This is a genomic window from Pseudomonas anuradhapurensis, from assembly GCF_014269225.2.
Classification (GTDB): Bacteria; Pseudomonadota; Gammaproteobacteria; order Pseudomonadales; family Pseudomonadaceae; genus Aquipseudomonas; species Aquipseudomonas anuradhapurensis.
This window is the reverse complement of sequence record NZ_CP077097.1, coordinates 4,357,988-4,377,040: the sequence shown is the minus strand read 5'-3', so window position 1 is coordinate 4,377,040 and position 19,053 is coordinate 4,357,988. Positions and strand designations below refer to the sequence as shown.

General features: G+C 63.7%; 16 protein-coding genes. 10 read left to right on the top strand and 6 right to left on the bottom strand.

Annotated features, from left to right (window positions below):
- Positions 1-22: 22 nt before the first annotated feature.
- A complete protein-coding gene (gene ftsZ / locus HU763_RS20045; protein WP_003251871.1) occupies positions 23-1,219 on the top strand; it encodes a cell division protein FtsZ in 1,197 nt (398 codons plus the stop codon).
- Positions 1,220-1,331: 112 nt separating this feature from the next.
- A complete protein-coding gene (gene lpxC, locus HU763_RS20040) occupies positions 1,332-2,243 on the top strand; it encodes a UDP-3-O-acyl-N-acetylglucosamine deacetylase (RefSeq protein ID WP_003260771.1) in 912 nt (303 codons plus the stop codon).
- Between the two features lie 190 nt (positions 2,244-2,433).
- On the opposite strand, the gene HU763_RS20035 is transcribed toward lpxC, so the two are convergent.
- Entirely contained in the window at positions 2,434-2,889 is a 456-nt protein-coding gene (locus HU763_RS20035; RefSeq protein WP_186685335.1) for a DUF721 domain-containing protein, read from the bottom strand.
- Positions 2,890-3,277: 388 nt separating this feature from the next.
- Between HU763_RS20035 and secA the strand changes: the two genes are divergently transcribed.
- The 4 genes from secA (at position 3,278) to HU763_RS20015 (ending at position 9,122) form a co-directional block, all read left to right on the top strand.
- A complete protein-coding gene (secA, locus tag HU763_RS20030) occupies positions 3,278-6,013 on the top strand; it encodes a preprotein translocase subunit SecA (RefSeq protein WP_170032410.1) in 2,736 nt (911 codons plus the stop codon).
- Positions 6,014-6,190: 177 nt separating this feature from the next.
- A complete protein-coding gene (gene argJ, locus HU763_RS20025) occupies positions 6,191-7,408 on the top strand; it encodes a bifunctional glutamate N-acetyltransferase/amino-acid acetyltransferase ArgJ (protein WP_186685333.1) in 1,218 nt (405 codons plus the stop codon).
- A gap of 140 nt (positions 7,409-7,548) precedes the next feature.
- Complete coding sequence (locus HU763_RS20020) at positions 7,549-8,181, top strand: glutathione S-transferase family protein (RefSeq protein ID WP_186685331.1); 633 nt, start codon at positions 7,549-7,551, stop codon at positions 8,179-8,181.
- Positions 8,178-9,122 (top strand): Nudix family hydrolase, encoded by a 945-nt coding sequence (locus HU763_RS20015; RefSeq protein WP_186685329.1) that lies wholly within the window; start codon positions 8,178-8,180, stop codon positions 9,120-9,122. Before HU763_RS20020 ends, HU763_RS20015 begins: the two co-directional genes overlap by 4 nt.
- A gap of 179 nt (positions 9,123-9,301) precedes the next feature.
- Here HU763_RS20015 and HU763_RS20010 read toward each other — a convergent pair whose 3' ends face one another.
- From HU763_RS20010 to HU763_RS20000, 3 genes are read right to left on the bottom strand one after another with little or no spacing between them, the layout of a single operon-like run.
- Positions 9,302-9,868, bottom strand: a complete 567-nt coding sequence (locus tag HU763_RS20010; protein WP_186685327.1) for a cob(I)yrinic acid a,c-diamide adenosyltransferase — start codon at positions 9,866-9,868, stop codon at positions 9,302-9,304.
- Position 9,869: 1 nt separating this feature from the next.
- The gene (locus HU763_RS20005; RefSeq protein ID WP_186685325.1) at positions 9,870-11,900 is read right to left on the bottom strand and encodes a sensor histidine kinase; all 2,031 of its coding nucleotides are present in this window, start codon (positions 11,898-11,900) and stop codon (positions 9,870-9,872) included.
- A 38-nt stretch (positions 11,901-11,938) separates the two neighbouring features.
- Positions 11,939-12,856 (bottom strand): putative 2-dehydropantoate 2-reductase, encoded by a 918-nt coding sequence (locus HU763_RS20000; protein WP_186685323.1) that lies wholly within the window; start codon positions 12,854-12,856, stop codon positions 11,939-11,941.
- 100 nt (positions 12,857-12,956) lie between these two features.
- Here HU763_RS20000 and HU763_RS19995 point away from each other — a divergent pair, with 100 nt between their 5' ends.
- The 3 genes from HU763_RS19995 (at position 12,957) to HU763_RS19985 (ending at position 15,858) form a co-directional block, all read left to right on the top strand.
- The gene (locus HU763_RS19995) at positions 12,957-13,442 is read left to right on the top strand and encodes a YajQ family cyclic di-GMP-binding protein (RefSeq protein WP_170032394.1); all 486 of its coding nucleotides are present in this window, start codon (positions 12,957-12,959) and stop codon (positions 13,440-13,442) included.
- Between the two features lie 113 nt (positions 13,443-13,555).
- A complete protein-coding gene (locus HU763_RS19990; protein ID WP_170032392.1) occupies positions 13,556-14,398 on the top strand; it encodes a mechanosensitive ion channel family protein in 843 nt (280 codons plus the stop codon).
- A gap of 215 nt (positions 14,399-14,613) precedes the next feature.
- Positions 14,614-15,858 carry an MFS transporter gene (locus HU763_RS19985; protein WP_186685321.1) on the top strand — a complete coding sequence of 415 codons (1,245 nt, stop codon included), beginning with the start codon at positions 14,614-14,616 and terminating at the stop codon, positions 15,856-15,858.
- A 70-nt stretch (positions 15,859-15,928) separates the two neighbouring features.
- On the opposite strand, the gene HU763_RS19980 is transcribed toward HU763_RS19985, so the two are convergent.
- Entirely contained in the window at positions 15,929-17,476 is a 1,548-nt protein-coding gene (locus tag HU763_RS19980) for an AmpG family muropeptide MFS transporter (RefSeq protein ID WP_170032388.1), read from the bottom strand.
- 43 nt (positions 17,477-17,519) lie between these two features.
- Positions 17,520-17,873, bottom strand: coding sequence for an MGMT family protein (locus HU763_RS19975; RefSeq protein ID WP_186685319.1), 354 nt, complete (start codon positions 17,871-17,873; stop codon positions 17,520-17,522).
- 151 nt (positions 17,874-18,024) lie between these two features.
- Between HU763_RS19975 and HU763_RS19970 the strand changes: the two genes are divergently transcribed.
- Positions 18,025-19,035, top strand: a complete 1,011-nt coding sequence (locus HU763_RS19970; RefSeq protein WP_186685317.1) for a DUF481 domain-containing protein — start codon at positions 18,025-18,027, stop codon at positions 19,033-19,035.
- Positions 19,036-19,053 lie beyond the last annotated feature (18 nt).

Below are 19,053 nucleotides of genomic sequence, written 5' to 3'. Positions count from 1 at the left end.
GAGAACTGTAAGGAGAGGGAAAATGTTCGAGCTCGTAGACAACGTCCCGCAAAGTCCGGTCATCAAGGTGATCGGCGTTGGCGGTGGTGGCGGCAACGCCGTCAACCACATGGTCAAGAGCAGCATCGAAGGCGTGGAATTCATCTGCGCCAACACCGATGCCCAGGCGCTGAAAAACATCGGCGCGCGCACCATCCTGCAATTGGGCACTGGCGTGACCAAGGGCCTGGGTGCCGGTGCCAACCCGGAAGTCGGCCGTCAGGCCGCGCTGGAAGACCGTGAGCGCATCGCTGAAGTGCTGCAGGGCACCAACATGGTGTTCATCACCACTGGCATGGGCGGCGGTACCGGTACCGGTGCTGCGCCGATCATCGCCGAAGTGGCCAAGGAAATGGGCATTCTCACCGTTGCCGTGGTGACCCGTCCGTTCCCGTTCGAGGGCCGCAAGCGCATGCAGATCGCCGATGAAGGCATCCGCATGCTGGCCGAAAGCGTCGACTCGCTGATCACCATCCCGAACGAGAAGCTGCTGACCATCCTGGGCAAGGATGCCAGCCTGCTGTCCGCCTTCGCCAAGGCTGACGACGTCCTCGCCGGTGCGGTGCGCGGTATTTCCGACATCATCAAGCGCCCGGGCATGATCAACGTCGACTTCGCCGACGTGCGCACCGTGATGGGTGAAATGGGCATGGCCATGATGGGTACCGGCTGCGCCAGCGGCCCGAACCGTGCGCGTGAAGCGACCGAGGCGGCCATCCGCAACCCGCTGCTGGAAGACGTCAACCTGCAGGGCGCCCGCGGCATCCTGGTGAACATCACCGCCGGCCCGGACCTGTCGCTGGGTGAGTACTCCGACGTGGGTAGCATCATCGAGGCCTTCGCCTCCGACCACGCCATGGTCAAGGTCGGCACCGTGATCGATCCGGACATGCGTGACGAACTGCACGTGACCGTGGTGGCCACTGGCCTGGGCGCGCGCATCGAGAAACCTGTGAAAGTGGTCGACAATACCCTGCAGACTGCCCAGCAGGCGTATGAAGCGTCCAACCCGGCGCCGGTTCGCCAGGAGCAGCCTGCAGTCAACTACCGTGACCTGGAGCGCCCGACCGTGATGCGCAACCAGGCCCATGCAGGCGCTGCTGCAGCGGCTAAACTCAACCCGCAGGATGACCTGGACTACCTCGATATCCCGGCATTCCTGCGTCGCCAGGCTGATTAATGGAATTTATCAGGGGTATAAAGGTGATTGGTATTCATCAAAGGTTGGGTCTGTTATCATCCCCAGCCTTTGTTGATACCTGTTCGCAATTTGCGCTGAAGCGGCCAATGCCATGATTAAACAACGCACCCTGAAGAATACCATCCGTGCCACAGGTGTCGGTCTGCACTCCGGGGAGAAGGTTTACCTGACCCTCAAGCCTGCACCTGTTGACACCGGCATCGTCTTCCGCCGCGCCGACCTCGACCCTGTGGTCGAAATCCCGGCGCGCGCGGCCAACGTCGGCGAGACAACCATGTCGACGACGCTGGTCAACGGTGACGTCAAGGTCGATACGGTCGAGCACCTGCTCTCCGCCATGGCGGGCCTGGGCATCGATAACGCCTACGTCGAGCTCTCCGCCTCGGAAGTGCCGATCATGGATGGCAGCGCCGGACCCTTTGTATTCCTGATTCAGTCTGCCGGCTTGGAAGAACAGGACGCAGCCAAGAAGTTCATCCGCATCCTGCGGGAGGTTACCGTGGAAGAGGGCGACAAGCGCGCCACTTTCCTGCCTTTCGACGGTTTCAAGGTGAGCTTCGAGATCGACTTCGATCACCCGGTCCTCAAGGGCCAGACCCAGAGTGCGGTCGTCGACTTCTCCAGCACCTCGTTCGTGAAGGAAGTCAGCCGCGCCCGTACCTTCGGCTTCATGCGTGACATCGAGTACCTGCGCAAGCACAACCTTGCGTTGGGTGGCAGTGTCGAGAACGCCATCGTGGTCGACGAGACCGGTGTGCTCAACGAAGACGGCCTTCGTTCCGATGACGAATTCGTCAAGCACAAGATCCTCGACGCCATTGGCGACCTTTATCTGCTGGGCAACAGCCTGATTGGCGAGTTCAAGGGCTACAAGTCCGGCCACGCGCTGAACAACCAGCTGTTGCGCAAGCTGATTGCCGAAACCGATGCCTGGGAAGTGGTCACTTTCGAAGATGCCAGCACGGCACCGATCTCGTACATGCGCCCTGTTGCGGCCGTGTAAGTTCGAACACTCTCTAGTTCATTAAGGCCACCTTCGGGTGGCCTTTTTTATGGCTGACGCATTTTGCCCGGCAGGTCCGGCCATTCGCGGGCACGCCCGCTCCCACAGGGTGCTCACCGCCTCTGGAGCGGCGCAGGACTTGTGGGAGCGGGCGTGCCCGCGAATGGACTGCGCAGCAGTCCCGAAGGTGTCAGCGCTTGTCCTGGGCGTGAGCTGCCAGCCTTTCCAGCGCTGCGCGCAGCTTGGGGTCAGTGATGCCCTCGGCGGTATCGCGCAGGCTTTCGGCTGCGTTATTGGACAGTTCCACACCATGGCCACCACGCTTGGCTGGCACCAGCGGGGGCTGGACCTTGTACAGGATGCGCCTGAGGTTGGCGAATGCCTCCATGGCCTGTAATGCCGACATCAGGCGTTTTTGCTGATAGCGCAGGCGGGTTGCCCAGTGGCCGTCGGTGACCACCAGCAACAACGTGCCATCACGCCATGAGGCTACATGGCAGTGCTCGCGGGCGGCCGGTTGCAGCTGGCTTTCCAGCAGGCGTTGCAGGTGTTCCAGGCGTTCGGCCTGGTTCAGCAGCAGGCGCAACGGACGGACCTGGCGCAGCAGGGCCGAGGGCGGTTGGGCGGGGGAGGGTTTGTAGGCCATGGGGGTACGCATGAGGTTACAAGGTCAGCAGTTTAACATTTCTGTCGCCAGTGCCGGCTTCTTCGCGGGTGAACCCGCTCCCACAGGTACGGCACTGCCCTTGATGTGTAGGTTACCCTGTGGGAGCGGCTTTAGCCGCGAAGAGGCCCGGCACAGGTATAAGATACGACTCATTCTCGATACCTTTCATGTTGCCCAGCCTTGAACTCAGGGAAAATGCCCCTATCTAAAACCAGCCCCCGCCAAAACGCTGTACAAGCATCGTGGCAATCCACCACTTTCCTCACCATCGTTTCCGGGTAGAATGCTCGTTCGCATGCGGCCTCAGGGCTGCACGGGCGACTCATGGGGCCGCCCTCCATCCCTACGTGTGGAAGATCCTGCCGATATGTTTGCGCCTTTGTTAAAGAAACTTTTTGGAAGCAAGAACGAGCGTGAAGTCAAACGCATGCTCAAGACGGTGAACATCGTCAATGCTCTCGAAGAGAAGATGGTGGCCCTCTCCGACGAGCAGCTGCGGGGCAAGACCGCAGAGTTCAAGGAGCGCCTGGCCAAAGGCGAGACACTGGACCAGTTGCTGCCGGAAGCCTTCGCCGTGGCCCGCGAGGCCGGCAAGCGCGTCATGGGCATGCGCCACTTCGACGTGCAGCTGATCGGCGGCATGACCTTGCACGAAGGCATGATCGCAGAAATGCGCACCGGTGAAGGCAAGACCTTGGTCGGTACCCTGGCCGTGTACCTCAACGCGCTGTCCGGCAAGGGCGTGCACGTGGTTACCGTCAACGACTACCTGGCCCGCCGTGACGCCAACTGGATGCGTCCGCTGTACGAGTTCCTCGGCCTGTCCGTGGGCATCGTTTCGGCCTTCCAGCCACCGGAAGAAAAGCGCGCGGCCTACGCGGCCGACATCACCTACGGCACCAACAACGAATTCGGCTTCGACTACCTGCGCGACAACATGGCGTTCAGCCAGGAAGAGAAGTTCCAGCGTGAACTGAACTTCGCCGTGATCGACGAAGTGGACTCCATCCTCATCGACGAAGCGCGTACCCCGCTGATCATCTCCGGCCAGGCCGAGGACAGCTCCAAGCTGTACATCGAGATCAACCGCCTGATTCCGCGCCTGAAGCAGCATATCGAGGAAGTGGAAGGCCAGGTCACCCAGGAAGGCCACTTCACCATCGACGAGAAGAGCCGCCAGGTCGAGCTGAACGAAGCCGGTCACCAGTTCATCGAAGAGATGCTCACCCAGGCCGGCCTGCTGGCCGAGGGCGAGAGCCTGTACTCGGCGCACAACCTGAGCCTGCTGACCCACGTCTATGCCGGCCTGCGCGCGCACAAGCTGTTCCACCGCAACATCGAATACATCGTCCAGGACGGCCAGGTCCTGCTGATCGACGAGCACACCGGCCGTACCATGCCGGGCCGTCGTCTGTCCGAAGGCCTGCACCAGGCCATCGAAGCCAAAGAGAACCTGAACATCCAGGCCGAGAGCCAGACCCTGGCTTCGACCACCTTCCAGAACTACTTCCGCCTGTACACCAAGCTGTCCGGCATGACCGGTACCGCCGACACCGAAGCGTTCGAGTTCCAGTCGATCTACGGCCTCAACGTGATGGTCATTCCGCCGAACAAGCCATTGGCGCGCAAGGACTTCAACGACCTGGTGTACCTGACTGCCGACGAGAAATACGCCGCAATCATCGCCGACATCAAGGAAAGCATGAAGCAGGGCCGCCCGGTGCTGGTCGGTACGGCGACCATCGAAACGTCGGAGCACATGTCCAACCTCCTGAAAAAGGAAGGTATCGAGCACAAGGTGCTCAACGCCAAGTACCACGAGAAGGAAGCCGAGATCATCGCCCAGGCGGGTGCGCCAGGTGCGCTGACCATCGCCACCAACATGGCCGGCCGTGGTACCGACATCCTGCTGGGCGGTAACTGGGAGGCCGAAGTGGCCGCCCTGGAAAACCCCACCGCCGAGCAGATCGCCCAGATCAAGGCCGACTGGCAGAAGCGCCACCAGCAGGTGATCGAGTCGGGTGGCCTGCATGTGATTGCCTCCGAGCGCCACGAGTCGCGCCGTATCGACAACCAGCTGCGTGGCCGTTCCGGCCGTCAGGGTGACCCGGGTTCCAGCCGCTTCTACCTGTCGCTGGAAGACAGCCTGATGCGTATCTTCGCCTCTGACCGGGTGAAGAACTTCATGAAGGCGCTGGGCATGCAGTCGGGCGAAGCGATCGAACACCGCATGGTCACCAACGCCATCGAGAAGGCCCAGCGCAAGGTCGAAGGCCGCAACTTCGACATCCGCAAGCAATTGCTCGAATACGACGACGTGGCCAACGAGCAGCGCAAGGTGATCTACCACATGCGCAACAGCCTGCTGGCCGCCGAGAACATCGGCGACACCATCGTCGAATTCCGCAAGGAAGTGCTGGACGCTACCATCAGCCAGCACATTCCGCCGCAGTCGCTGCCCGAGCAGTGGGACGTGGCCGGCCTGGAAGCGTCGCTGGCCAGCGATTTCGCCATCAAGCTGCCGATCCAGCAGTGGCTCGACGAGGACGATCACCTCTACGAGGAAACCCTGCGCGAGAAGCTGCTGAACGAAATCACCAGCGCCTACACCGAGAAGGAAGACCAGGCCGGTATCGAAGCCCTGCGTACCTTCGAGAAGCAGATCCTGCTGCGCGTGCTGGACGACCTGTGGAAAGACCACCTGTCGACCATGGACCACCTGCGTCACGGTATCCACCTGCGTGGTTATGCGCAGAAGAACCCGAAGCAGGAGTACAAGCGCGAGTCCTTCAGCCTGTTCCAGGAGCTGCTCGAGTCGATCAAGCGCGACACCATCCGCGTGCTGTCGCACGTTCAGGTGCGCCGCGAAGACCCGGCCGAAGAGGAAGCCCGCCTGCGCCGCGAGGCCGAGGAACTGGCCAGCCGCATGCAGTTCCAGCACGCCGCTGCGCCAGGCCTGGAAAGCGAGCAACTGAGCGAAGAGGGTGCCGAAGTGGCGGTTGCCTCGGCGCCGGTACGCAACGACCAGAAGCTGGGCCGCAACGAGCCGTGCTGGTGTGGTTCGGGCAAGAAGTTCAAGCATTGCCACGGGCAGATCGAGTGATCTGACCAGGCTGTTGTAACCTGAAACATCCGGGGGCCGCTTTGCGGCCCATCGCGACACAAGGCCGCTCCTACAGGAAATGCGTAACCCCTGTAGGAGCGGCCTTGTGTCGCGATGGGGCGCGAAGCGGCCCCGCTCTTCCATCACCTGTTCACCGTATTTTCTAGGAGCGCTCTAATGGCTGTTGGTCTTGGTCCTTTGCCCACCCTGCACCCGGTACCGGGTTTTGAACTCGGCATTGCTTCTGCCGGCATCAAGCGCCCTGGGCGCAAGGATGTGGTGGTCATGCGCTGTGCCGAAGGTTCCAGCGTGGCGGGTGTGTTCACCCTCAATGCCTTCTGCGCAGCGCCAGTGATCCTCTCCAAGCAGCGTGTACAGGGCACCGTGCGCTACCTGCTGACCAACACCGGCAACGCCAACGCCGGTACCGGCGCGCCAGGCCTGGCTGCTGCCGAGCGCACCTGCGCCAAGCTGGCCGAGCTGGCCGGTGTACCGGCCGAGTCGGTACTGCCGTTCTCCACCGGCGTGATCGGCGAACCGCTGCCGGTCGAGAAGATCGAAGGCGCGCTGCAGGCCGCCCTCGACAACCTGTCGGAAAACCACTGGGCCGAAGCCGCCACCGGCATCATGACCACCGACACCCTGCCCAAGGGCGCCAGCCGCCAGTTCCAGCACGATGGCGTGACAGTAACAGTGACCGGCATCAGCAAGGGTGCCGGCATGATCCGCCCGAACATGGCCACCATGCTCGGCTACATTGCCACTGACGCCAAGGTTGCCCCGGCGGTGCTCAAGGACCTGATTCTCGACGGCGCCAACAAGTCGTTCAACCGCATCACCATCGATGGCGACACCTCGACCAACGACTGCTGCATGCTGATTGCCACCGGCAAGGCCAACCTGCCGGAAGTCACCGAAGCCAGCGGCGCACTGTTCGAAGCGCTGAAGAAGGCCGTGTTCGAAGTGTGCATGGAAGTGGCCCAGGCCATCGTCCGTGACGGCGAAGGTGCCACCAAGTTCGTGACCGTGCAGGTCAACGGCGGCGGCAACCACCAGGAATGCCTGGATGTCGGTTACGCCGTGGCCCACTCGCCGCTGATCAAGACCGCGCTGTTCGCCTCCGACCCGAACTGGGGGCGCATCCTTGCCGCTGTCGGCCGTGCCGGCGTGCCGGAGCTGGATGTGAACCTGATCGACGTGTACCTGGACAACGTCTGCATCGCCAGCAAAGGCGGGCGCAGCCCGAGCTACACCGAAGCACAGGGTTCGGCAGTGATGGCCCAGGAAGAGATCACCATCCGTATCGAGCTTGGCCGTGGCCAGTGCAGCGAAACCATCTGGACTACCGACCTGTCCCACGAATACGTGAAGATCAACGCCGAATACCGTACCTGATGTAAATGGGGCCGCTGTGCGGCCCTTTCGCGACACAAGGCCGCTCCTACAAGCGCTGGCGATCTCCTGTAGGAGCGGCCTTGCGTCGCGATGGGCTGCAACGCAGCCCGAAAAAATCCCAAACCGAATGGAGCCGAACCATGAGCTATTACCTGATCATCGGCGACAAGCTGTATTCCTCCTGGTCGCTGCGCGGCGCGCTGGCCCTCGAACTGGCTGGCGTGCCCTACGAAGAAACCCTGATCAAACTCAACCAGCCTGACACCCGTCAGCGCATCCTGGCGTTTTCCGCCACTGGCAAGGTGCCGCTGCTCAAGACCGAGCACGGTGTGATCGCCGACTCGCTGGCCATCGCCGAATACCTCAACGAACGCCACCCCGAGGCCCAGCTGTGGCCGGCCGACGTGGCAGCTCGAGCCCAGGCCCGCTCGGCCTGCGCGCAGATGCACAGCGGTTTCCTCGCCCTGCGCAGTGCCATGCCGTTCGATCTGTCGCGCGACCAGGCGCTGGACAGCGTGCCGCTGGAGGTGCAAATCGATATCGACCGTATCGTTGCGCTGTGGTCCGAATGCCGCCTGGTGGCCAAGGACAGCGGCCCGTTCCTGTTCGGCAAGCCGAGCCTGGCCGATGCCTTCTTCGCCCCGGTGGCCGTGCGCCTGCGCACCTACCGCGTGGAAGTGCCCGCCGAGGCGGCGGCCTATATCGAGACCATTTATCAATGGCCGGCCTTCCAGGCCTGGCAGCGGGCTGGCCTGGCGGAGCGTGAAGGGTGAAACGGATTCATGTTGTAGCAGCCGTCATTCGTGGTAGCGATGGCCGCATCCTGATCGCTCGCCGTGCCGATACCCAGCACCAGGGCGGCCTGTGGGAGTTCCCCGGCGGCAAGGTGGAGCAGGGCGAAGGCGTCGAAGCGGCGCTGGCCCGCGAGCTGCGCGAGGAGCTAGGCATCGAGGTGAGGCGTTCGCGCGCGCTGATCAAGGTCAGCCACGATTACCCGGACAAACAGGTGCTGCTGGACGTTCGTGAGGTCGAGGCATTTACCGGCGAGCCTCATGGTGCCGAGGGCCAGCCGCTGGAGTGGGTTGCCCCGCGCGATCTGCCGCAATACGAATTCCCCGAGGCCAACAAGCCGATCGTTGCGGCTGCACGCCTGCCGGACCAGTACCTGATCACCCCGGATGGCCTGGAAGTGCCGCAACTGCTCAAGGGTATCCAGAAGGCGGTGGCCGGCGGCATGCGCCTGATCCAGTTGCGTGCCCCGGACATGTACGACCCCAAGTACCGCGACGTGGCGGTAGACGCGGTCGGGCTGTGTGCGGGCAAGGCACAGCTGATGCTCAAGGGGCCGCTGGAATGGTTGGGCGACTTCCCTGCGGCGGGTTGGCACCTGACCGCGGCGCAATTGCGCAAGTATGCGGCCAATGGCCGGCCGTTCCCCCGTGAGCGTTGGCTGGCTGCTTCCTGCCATAGCGCTGAAGAGTTGGCGCTGGCGGAACAGATGGGTGTCGACTTCGTGACCTTGTCGCCAGTACAGGCAACCCAGACTCACCCTGACGCCGTGCCGCTGGGGTGGGATGAAGCGCAGCGGATGGTTGCCGGGTTCAACAAGCCGGTCTACCTGCTGGGCGGGGTCGGGCCAGGTGAGCGGGAGCAGGCCTGGGCTGCTGGGGCGCAGGGTGTGGCCGGGATCCGGGCGTTCTGGCCGGAGATTTGAGTCGCCGGTAACTGGGGCCGCTGTGCGGCCCATCGCGACACAAGGCCGCTCCTACAGGGGATACGCGATCGGTCGAGGATGCAGCGGTGTCGCGATGGGCTACAGGGATACGCGATTGGTGCGGTTCCTCTGTAGGAGCGGCCTTGTGTCGCGATGGGCTGCAAGGCAGCCCCAATATCTCAGCCTTCAGACTTGGCAGCAGGCTGCCACAACACCTCGGCAACCCCCTGCCGTCGCCCGATGATCCGCGCCGCCACGAACAGCAGATCGGATAGCCGGTTGATATACGCCAAGCCAACCCCTGCCAATGGCTCCACGGCATTCAGATGCTGGCAGCGCCGCTCGGCACTGCGCGCCAGGCTGCGGCATACATGCGCCTGTGCCACCAGCGCCGAGCCACTGGGCAAGATGAAGTTCTTCAGCGGCCCCAGCTCTTCATTCCACACATCGATAGCCGCCTCCAGGCGCTCCACCTCTGACAGGTCCAGCGCCTGGTAGCTGGGCATGGCCAGCTCACCGCCCAGGTCGAACAGGCGGTGCTGGCAAGGCGCGAGCACCTGGCTCACTTCGTCCAGCCCTTGTTCGGCCAGCCCTGCCAGCAGCAAACCCAGCTGGCTGTTCAGGCTGTCCACCTCGCCGATCGCCTCGATCCGCGGGTGGTCCTTGGGTACCCGGCGACCGTCGCCCAGCCCGGTTTCGCCCTTGTCGCCAGTGCGCGTGTAGATCTTCGACAGGCGATAGCCCATGTCATGCCTCCGTTTTCGCCGGCGCCGTCGCGGCCGGCTGGGCAAGGGGCAGGCGCAGGGTGAAGCAGGTGCCCTGGCCGGGCGTGGACTGCACTTCCATCTGCCCCTTGTGGTTGTTGGTGATGATGAAATACGAGACCGACAGGCCCAGCCCGGTACCCTGGCCGATTTCCTTGGTGGTGAAGAACGGTTCGAAGGTACGCTTGCGCACCCCCTCGGGCATGCCGATGCCGTTGTCCTCGACCTGGATTTCCGCCCACGGCGGGTTCAGCCGGGTGCGCAGGGTGATGCGCCCGGGCTCGCTGGGCTGCGGCCGTTGGTGGATAGCCTGGGCGGCGTTCTTCAGCAGGTTGAGCAGCACTTGCTCCAGTTCGTTGGCGGTGCAAGGCACCGGGCCCAGTTCGGGGTCGAACTGGCGCACGATGGCCGTGCCCTTGAAGTCGAAGCCAATGGCCAGGTCGAAATCGTTGCCGGCAATCTCCAGCGCCTGGTCGATCAGCGCCGGCAGGTCGCACGGGGCCAGCTGGCGGTTGCTGCGGCGGCTGAAGCTGAGCATGTGGGTAACGATCTTCGCCGCCCTGGCACCGGCCTGCTGGATGCCGTCGAGCAATTGCGGTACATCGCGGCTTTCCAGATAGCGGTTGACCGTAGCCAGGTCGATGCCCAGCTCTTCGGCCTGCTCGATGTTGCGTGGCAGCTCTGGCGACAGGCGTCGGCGGATGTTCTGCACGTTATGCAGGATCGCGCCCAGCGGGTTGTTGATCTCGTGGGCCATGCCGGCAGCCAGGCCGCCGACCGAAAGCATTTTCTCCGATTGCACCATCATTTCTTCCAGCGACAGGCGCTGGGTGATGTCGTCGATGCGGATGACCACGCCACGGCCACCACCGCCGGTCAGCGGGTAGAAGGTCAGGGCGTAGTGGCGCAGGTCCTCGCCCTTGGGCCAGGTGACCCGCTCGATCTTCGCCACCCGGTGCTTTTCCACGGTTTCCTTCAGTTGCGGCAGGAACGGCTTGAGCGGTTCGAAGGCAATGAAGATCGGCTGGTTCAGCGCCTCATCCAGCGGCGTGCCGGAAAGTACCGTGGCTTCGTGGTTCCACTGCGTCACGTAGAGCTGTTCGTCGAGGGCGATGAGCGCCGAGGGCATCGAGTCGATGATGCTGTTGAGGTAGTTCTGGAAACCGGTGAGCTTCTTCTCGATCTTGCTGCGCACCTGTACTTCCAGCTCCAGCTTGCGGTTGGTGTGGCGGGTTTCCTCGGCCAGGCCCTGGGCCTGGTCATAGGCTTCCTGGAACTCGTCGCGGGTGCGCTTGAGCTGTTGTTCGCGGGCTTCGATGCGTGAAAGCATGGTGTTGAACGCTTCGGCCAGGCTGCCGATTTCGTCGTCATTGCCGCGCTGGGCGCGCAGGGCGTAGCTTTCTTCGCGGGTGACCTGGCGGCTGAGTTCCTCGAGCTGGTTGATCGGCTGGGTGATCAGGCGTTTGATCTGCCGGGCAATGAAGATCCACAGCAGGATGCTGAACACCAGGATGGCCAGGCTGGCGCTTAGCGTGCCAGTGTAGAAGGCAGTAGGCAGTTCGCTGCTGGCCACCAGCAGCAGGTGGGCCGGCGGGTTGGCCTCGCGTGGCATGCGGATCAGCTGGGTGCTGCGAAACTCCATCAGGCGCCAGCCATCGATGTTGCGAAAACGCTTGGGCAGGGTCAGCGGCTCGCCATGCTGCAGCTGCGCCAGCATGCGGCCGTCGCCACCGTAGACTGCGGCGGCGCGCAGCGGCGTGTAGCTGTCCAGCTCCTTGAGCAGGGCGCTGGCGGCGTCCGGGTTGTCGCCGGCGCGAGCGGCCAGCTGCGGGTTGGCCACCAGCCGGCCGATGGTGTGCAGTGCCTGTGGTGCCATGCTCTCCTGGGTGATCCAGTAGGCGGCGCTGATGAAGGTGAGGTTGGCCACCAGCAGGATGGTCACCAGCAGTACCAGCAGGGCCGCCAGCAGCTTCTGCCCGACCGGGAGGTTTTCCAGGCGTTGGCGCAGGGTCATGGGCGAGGCAATGTCCTTATCCGGTTGAAAGGGCCGCGTCAGTCGCAGGGCAAACCACGCAGGCGCAGGTTATCGACCAGGCGCTGCTGCAGGCGTTCCAGCGCTGGCAGCTGCAGGCCATGCCGGCCGGCGGCGCGGCAGGCATGGCCGAGCAGGTAATGCACCTCGGTGCGGCGGCCGGCGCGAACGTCCTGGTACATGGAAGAGTAGTTGGCTGCGGTGGCGACGATCACCCGCTGGACTTCCTCGTTCAGTTCCGCCGCTGCCTGCGGCTGACCGCAGCGGCGCAGCAGCTGGGCCAGCTCGGCGCACAGTGCGTCCACTTCGTCCAGGTGCCCCAGCAGCCCGCCGTTCTGGCAGTCGTGCAGCACGGTCAGCGGGTTGATCGCGCAATTGAGCGCCAGTTTGCGCCATAGGCGGGTGAGGATGTCCACCGTCCAGTCGCCAGGGATGGCGGCTTCGTGCAGGTCATCGAACCAGGCCGGGACCGCGGGGTTGCGCGGGTCGCCCAGCCAGTTGAAACCGTGGCCGGCAAACCGTACCTGCCAGTCGCCCTCGCGAAACGCACCTTCGGTGCTGGAGGCGAAGATGCAGCGTGCGCGCGGGACCAGGTCGGCGACCTCGTCCTGGCTGCCCAGGCCATTCTGCAGCAGCAGTACCTCGGCGTCGTCGGCCAGCCGTGCGGCCACGCCGGCAATCGCCGCGGCGGCGTCGTAGGCCTTGCAGGCCACCAGCAGGTGGTGGATCGGGCCATGGGCCTGCGCGGTTTCGGCCGGGATGGCGTAGTGGCGCGGCTGGTCCTGTTCCACCAGGGTCAGGCCGCCAGCCTGCTGGTAGGCCTGCAAGCGTTGCCCGTCGCGCAGGATCAGGCGCACTGCCTTGCCCGCGCGCGCCAGGCGGCAAGCCCACAGGCTGCCCAGGCTACCGGCGCCGAGAATATGCCAGGTGCTGCTCATATGCGTTTCGCAACCCGTTATAATGAGCCCGCATTTTAACCGTCAAACCCAGCGCGCTCCATCTTCAGCCTGAGCGCGCTTTTATTTTGGGAGAACAACCATGCCTTCGTTCGACGTGGTATCGGAACTGGACAAGCACGAAGTGCAGAACGCGGTCGACAACGCCATCAAGGACCTGGACCGCCGCTACGACCTCAAGGGCAAGGGCAGCTTCGAGTTCAAGGACAAGGAGCAGACCGTGATGCTCACCGCCGAGGAGGAGTTCCAGCTCGAAGCGATGCTGGAAATCCTGCGCCTGGCGCTGGTCAAGCGCAAGATCGACGTGAAGTGCCTGGAAACCAAGGACCCGTACGCCTCGGGCAAGGAAAAGAAACAGGAAGCCAAGTTCCGCGAAGGCATCGACAAGGACCTGGCGAAGAAGATCGTCGCCACCATCAAGGACGCCAAGCTGAAGGTGCAGGCCGCCATCCAGGGCGAGCAGGTGCGTGTTACCGGCAAGAAGCGTGACGACCTGCAGGAAGCCATCGCCCTGCTGCGGACCAAGGAATTCGACATGCCGCTGCAGTTCAACAACTTCCGCGACTGATGCAAGTGCCACCCGGAACCCGGATGGCGAAATGATGTCCATGGGGCCCGGGCTGCGCAAACACGCGCGGCCTGTTCTACCGTGTACTTGCCGCTCGGCATCAGGAGATGAATATGGATTTGAACGCTGAAGTCGATCAGCTGGTCCGCCAATCGCAGACCTGGATTCCCTTGATCATGGAATACGGCAGCCGTGTGCTGCTGGCATTGCTGACCCTGGCGGTCGGCTGGTGGATCATCAACAAGGTCAGCGCCCGCCTGGGCAAGCTGGTCGGCCTGCGCAACGCCGACCAGGCGCTGCAGGGCTTCATCAGCACCCTGTCGAACATCGTGCTGAAGGTGCTGCTGCTGGTCAGCGTGGCGTCGATGATCGGTATCGAGACCACCTCGTTCGTCGCCGCCATCGGTGCCGCCGGCCTGGCCATCGGCCTGGCCTTGCAAGGCAGCCTGGCGAACTTCGCCGGTGGCGTGCTGATTCTGATGTTCCGCCCGTTCCGCATCGGGGACTGGATCGAGGCGCAGGGCGTGGCCGGCACCGTCGACAGCATCCAGATCTTCCACACCGTGCTGCGCACCGGTGACAACAAGACCGTGATCATGCCTAACGGCAGCCTGTCCAACGGCATCATCACCAACACCAACCGCCAGCCGACGCGCAAGGTGGTGTTCGATGTCGGCGTGGACTACGAGGCCGACCTGCAGAAGGCACGCAACGTGTTGCTGGAGCTGGCGCAGGACCCGCGCGTGCTGCAAGACCCTGCGCCGCAAGCGGTGGTCGCCACCCTGGGCGACAGCGCCATTACCGTGTCGTTGCGCCTGTGGACCAAGACCGCCGATTACTGGGACGTGATGTTCATGCTCAACGAGCATGCGCGCGACCGGCTGAAGGCCGAAGGGATCGACATTCCGTTCCCGCAGCGGGTGATTCGCGTGGTGCAGGAGACTGCAGCGCAGTAGCACCGCGTTGTCATCGACCGGGGCCGCTTCGTGCCCCATCGCGACACAAGGTCGCTCCTACAGGGGATCGCGTAACCCTTGTAGGAGCGGCCTTGTGTCGCGATGGGGCGCGAAGCGGCCCCGGCCTTTCTACCCCTGATTACACTTGTTCACAGCAACACCAGGCCATTTCTGGCATATAGCCTGACCCCTCCTGCCACACCCGATACGCCATCATGAAACCACTGCTGTACATCACGCCCCTGCGCGCCTTGCTGTTCGGCCTTACCCTGGCCCTGTTCGAGCTGCTCACCTACCTGGCCAGCGACGCGGTCATGCCGGCCATGCCGGTGGTGGTCGGCGACCTGAACGCCAGCCCCGAATACATTCCCCACGCGCTCAACCTGTACCTGCTGGGTGGGGTGGTATTGCAATGGCTGATCGGCCCGCTGGCCGACCGCTATGGCCGGCGTCCGTTGCTGCTGATCGGCTGTGCCTGCTTCGGCCTGGCCTGCCTGGCAACCTTCTGGGTCGACGATATTGGCCTGTTCAACCTGTTGCGCCTGCTGCAGGGCATTGGCCTGGGCTTTGTGGTCACGGTCAGCTACCCGGCCTTGAACGAAGCCTTCAGCGAGGCAGACGCCGTGCGCATGATGGCGCTGCTGGCCAATATCGCATTGCTCTCGCCCCTGCTCGGGCCGCTGGTGGGTACCTTGATGCTGCAGTGGCTGGATTGGCGCTGGCTGTTCGTGGCCTTTGCCGTGGGTGCGGTCATGGCCTGGCTGTTGCTGTACCGGCTGATGCCGGAAACACTGGGGGTGGAACGCCGGGACGGTTCGCGCCTGGCATTCACGCCGATTCAACTGTTGCCGCTGCTGGCCGGCTACGGCCAGTTGCTGGTCAACCGCCGTTTTGTCGCTGGCAGCGCGGCGCTGGGCCTGGTCGGCCTGCCGTTGATTGCCTGGATCGGCTTGTCGCCGGTGCTGCTGATCCACGATGAGGGGTTGAGCACGCTGGAGTACGCCTTGTGGCAATTGCCGGTATTTGGCGGGTTGATCCTGGGCAACCTGATCATCAACCGGATTGCCGAGCGCTACCCGTTGCCGTCGTTGGTGCGTGGCGCGCTGTGGCCGTACCTGGCCGGGCTGGGCCTGATGCTGTTGGCGACCTGGTACTGGCCGAGCGTGACCAGCGTGGTGGCAGGCATGTCGCTGTATGCGCTGGGGCTGGGCGTGGCCAATGCGGTGCTGTACCGCATGACGCTGTTCGCCAGCGAACAGAGCAAGGGCCTGGTCTCGGCCATGCTGGGGATGATCACCATTGCCCTGCTGGGGCTGGGCGGCGCACTGCTGGCGATGATTGGCGCCGGGGCCAGTTTGCTGCATTTTGCCCAGGCGGCAGGTGTGGCGGGGGCGCTGGCGCTGTGGCCGTTGTGGTTGGTGGTGGGGCAGCGGCCTGGGGAAGGGGCTGTTACCGAATGATCTTTTGGGCCTGAACCGGCCGCTTCGCGGGTTTGCTCGCGAAGCGGCCGGTTCAGGCTGGAATTATCCCTCAGGGCCGCTCGGCTGCCGAGTTCTCCGCTGCCACCGGTTTGCCCGGCCCTGCCTCCTGGCGCCACTGCAGCGCAATCAGGATCAGCGTCGGCACGCCCAGCAAGGCGGTGATCAGGAAGAAGTCGTGGTAACCGAACTTCTCCACCATGACCCCCGAATAACCGCCGATCAGGCGCGGCAACAGCAGCATGATCGAGCTGAGCAACGCGTACTGGGTCGCCGAGAACTTCAAGTTGGTCAGGCTCGACAGGTAGGCGACGAAGGCCGAGGTGGCCAGGCCGGAGCTGAAGTTGTCCAGCGAGATGGTCACCACCAGCATCTGCAGGTTCGGGCCCATGTCGGCCAGCATCAGGAACAGGATGTTGGTAGCCGCCGAAGCTGCGCCACCGATGAACAGGATCGGCATGATGCCGAAGCGCACGATCAGCAGGCCGCCAATCCCGGCGCCGACCAGGGTCATGATCAGGCCGAAGATCTTGCTGACACTGGCGATCTGGTCCTTGGTGAAGCCCATGTCGATATAGAACACGTTGGCCATCACGCCCATCACCGTGTCCGACATGCGATACGTGGCGATCAGGCCGAGCAACAGCAACGCCTGCCAGCGGTAGCGGGCGATGAAGTCGTTGACCGGTGTCAACACCGGGGCCAGGCCGCGACGGCCCAGGCTCGACAGGCATGCCCAGGTCAGCAGCACATAAAGGATCAGGCGCAGGAAGGCACGGTCTTCGAGCAGCAGGTCGAGGGGGGTGGCATCACCGGAGATGACGCTGGCCCAGCCGGTGTTGAACATCTGGGTGAAGCTGGCGGGGACCGACACCAGCAGGATGATCAGCACGAACACCGAGGCCAGCTGGTGTACCAGCCCATAGCGCGCTGCCGACAGCTGGGTGCGCATGGGGACGGGCGGTTCGCGCATGATCAGGGTGGTGAACACCGCGGGCAGCATCATCACCGCGAACATCACGTAGGTGCCGGCCCAGGCCTTGTGCAGGTAGCTGAAGCCGGTGGAGCCGAACCACTCGGCGAAGAACAGCGCGCCGGCCGTCGCCAGCAGCGCCGCTACCCGGTAGCCGGCCATGTAGCTGGCAGCGAGCGCAGCCTGGCGCTGGTCATCGGCGATTTCCAGGCGGTAGGCGTCGACGGCGATGTCCTGGGTCGCCGAGGCGAAGGCCACCAGTACCGCCAGGGCAATCAGCCAGGACAGGTGCTGCTGTGGGTCGCACAGGCTCATGCCGACCAGCCCGATCACCACCAGCGATTGCGACAGCAGCAGCCAGGACCGGCGGCGCCCCAGGCTGCCGAGCAGGGGCAGGCGCCATTGATCGAGCAGCGGCGACCACACCCACTTGAAGGCGTAGGCCAGGCCGATCAGGCTGGCGTAACCAATGGTCTCGCGGGCCACGCCCGCTTCGCGCAGCCACACCGAGAGGGTGGAGAACACCAGCATGTAGGGCAGACCGGCGGCGAAGCCGAGCAGCAAAAGTACCAAGGTTGACGGGCTGGCATAGGCAGCAAGCGCAGCGCGCCAGGTTTTACGGGGCATGGGCCAACATCTGCCTCAAGTTTGCGAAAACAAAGCGCGCACTCTAACCGCTGTGCTCCATCGGGCGCCAGCCATGGCGCGTCATATCCACACGATTGTTGGTTACATTCACGCCCTCCGCGCGCAGCCGCGCCCGTTGTTCATCCCCCGACGGGGTACCCAGTGCCAGGCTCAGCCTGCCGCCCGCACCGAGCACCCGGTGCCAGGGCAGGCGAGTGTCCGGCGGCAGTTGCCCGAGGGTGCGCCCGACCCAGCGTGCCGCACGGCCAAGCCCGGCCAGCTCGGCCAGTTGACCATAGCTGACCACCTTGCCGGCCGGCACCTGGCCCAAAACCGAATACAGCGCCGTTCGTCGGCCCTCGGCGTCGTCGAGGGCGTGCTCATATGCAACGGACATCAGGCCCCCCCTGGGCTGTAGATGAAACCGGACCGACGGTGCGGCAAATGAGAGTTGAACTCAACGGCAGGCTCCCGGTCTGTCCTTGCTGTGGTCGTCGGTATCTGGATAATGCCCGGCTTTTTTGTCAAATCGAACCCGTAGTGCGTTTATGTATTCTAGATCCTTGTTGTGCCTGCTTGCTGTTTCCCTGTGCGCCTCGCCGGTGTTCGCCGACACCGTGTGGATGAAGAACGGTGACCGGCTCAGCGGCAAGATCAAAGTCTTCGATGGTGGCAAGCTGCTGCTGGAAACCCCCTATGGCGGTTCCATCGCCCTGGACTGGAAACAGGTCCAGACCCTGGAGAGCGACCAGGAGCTGCTGGTCAAGCAGGACGCCTATAGCGGTGAGCGGGCCAAGTCGCTGAAGGCCGCCGAGCCCGGCAAGGTGACCCTGGCCAACGGCGAGGCGCCGAAGACCGTGGAGCTGGCCAGCATCGAGCAGATCATGAAGCCCAAGCCGCTGGTCGAGGACTTCGTGTGGAAGGGCAACGTCGACGTGGCGCTGGACTACAAACGTGCCGAGAACGATACCGACGACTATGACGTCGGCTTCAAGACCAGCGCCCGCCACGGTCGCTGGCGGCACAACGCCGAAGGCGAATACAACCGCGAGACCAAGGACGACGTCACCACCACCGACAATTGGAGCGCCGAGTACGCCCTGGACCGCTTCCTTACCGAGAAATGGTTCTGGCAAGGGCGCATGGAATACAAGCGCGACCACGTCGAAGACCTGGCCCGCCAGCGTACCGTGGGTACCGGCCCGGGTTACCAGTTCTGGGATGATGAACTGGGCGCGTTCTCGCTGGGTTCACTGATCAACCGCACCGACTTCGAATACCAGGACGGGGCCAAGGACAACTTCTATTCGGCGGCGCTGAAGTGGGACTACACCCGTTACCTGATCGGCAAGAACGTGCAGCTGTTCACCAACGGCGAGTTCGCCAAGCCGCTGGGTGGGGTGGCCGACTACGCGCTGGATGCCGAGGTCGGCCTGCGCTACAAGGTGACCGAGTGGGCCTCGCTCAACCTCAAGGCAGAGAAAGACATCATCACCGGAACGCGTGAGAGTGACCTCGACAAGACCCGCTATACCGCTGGGTTTGGCGTTACCTGGTAAATCTTTGGCGCCGCATTG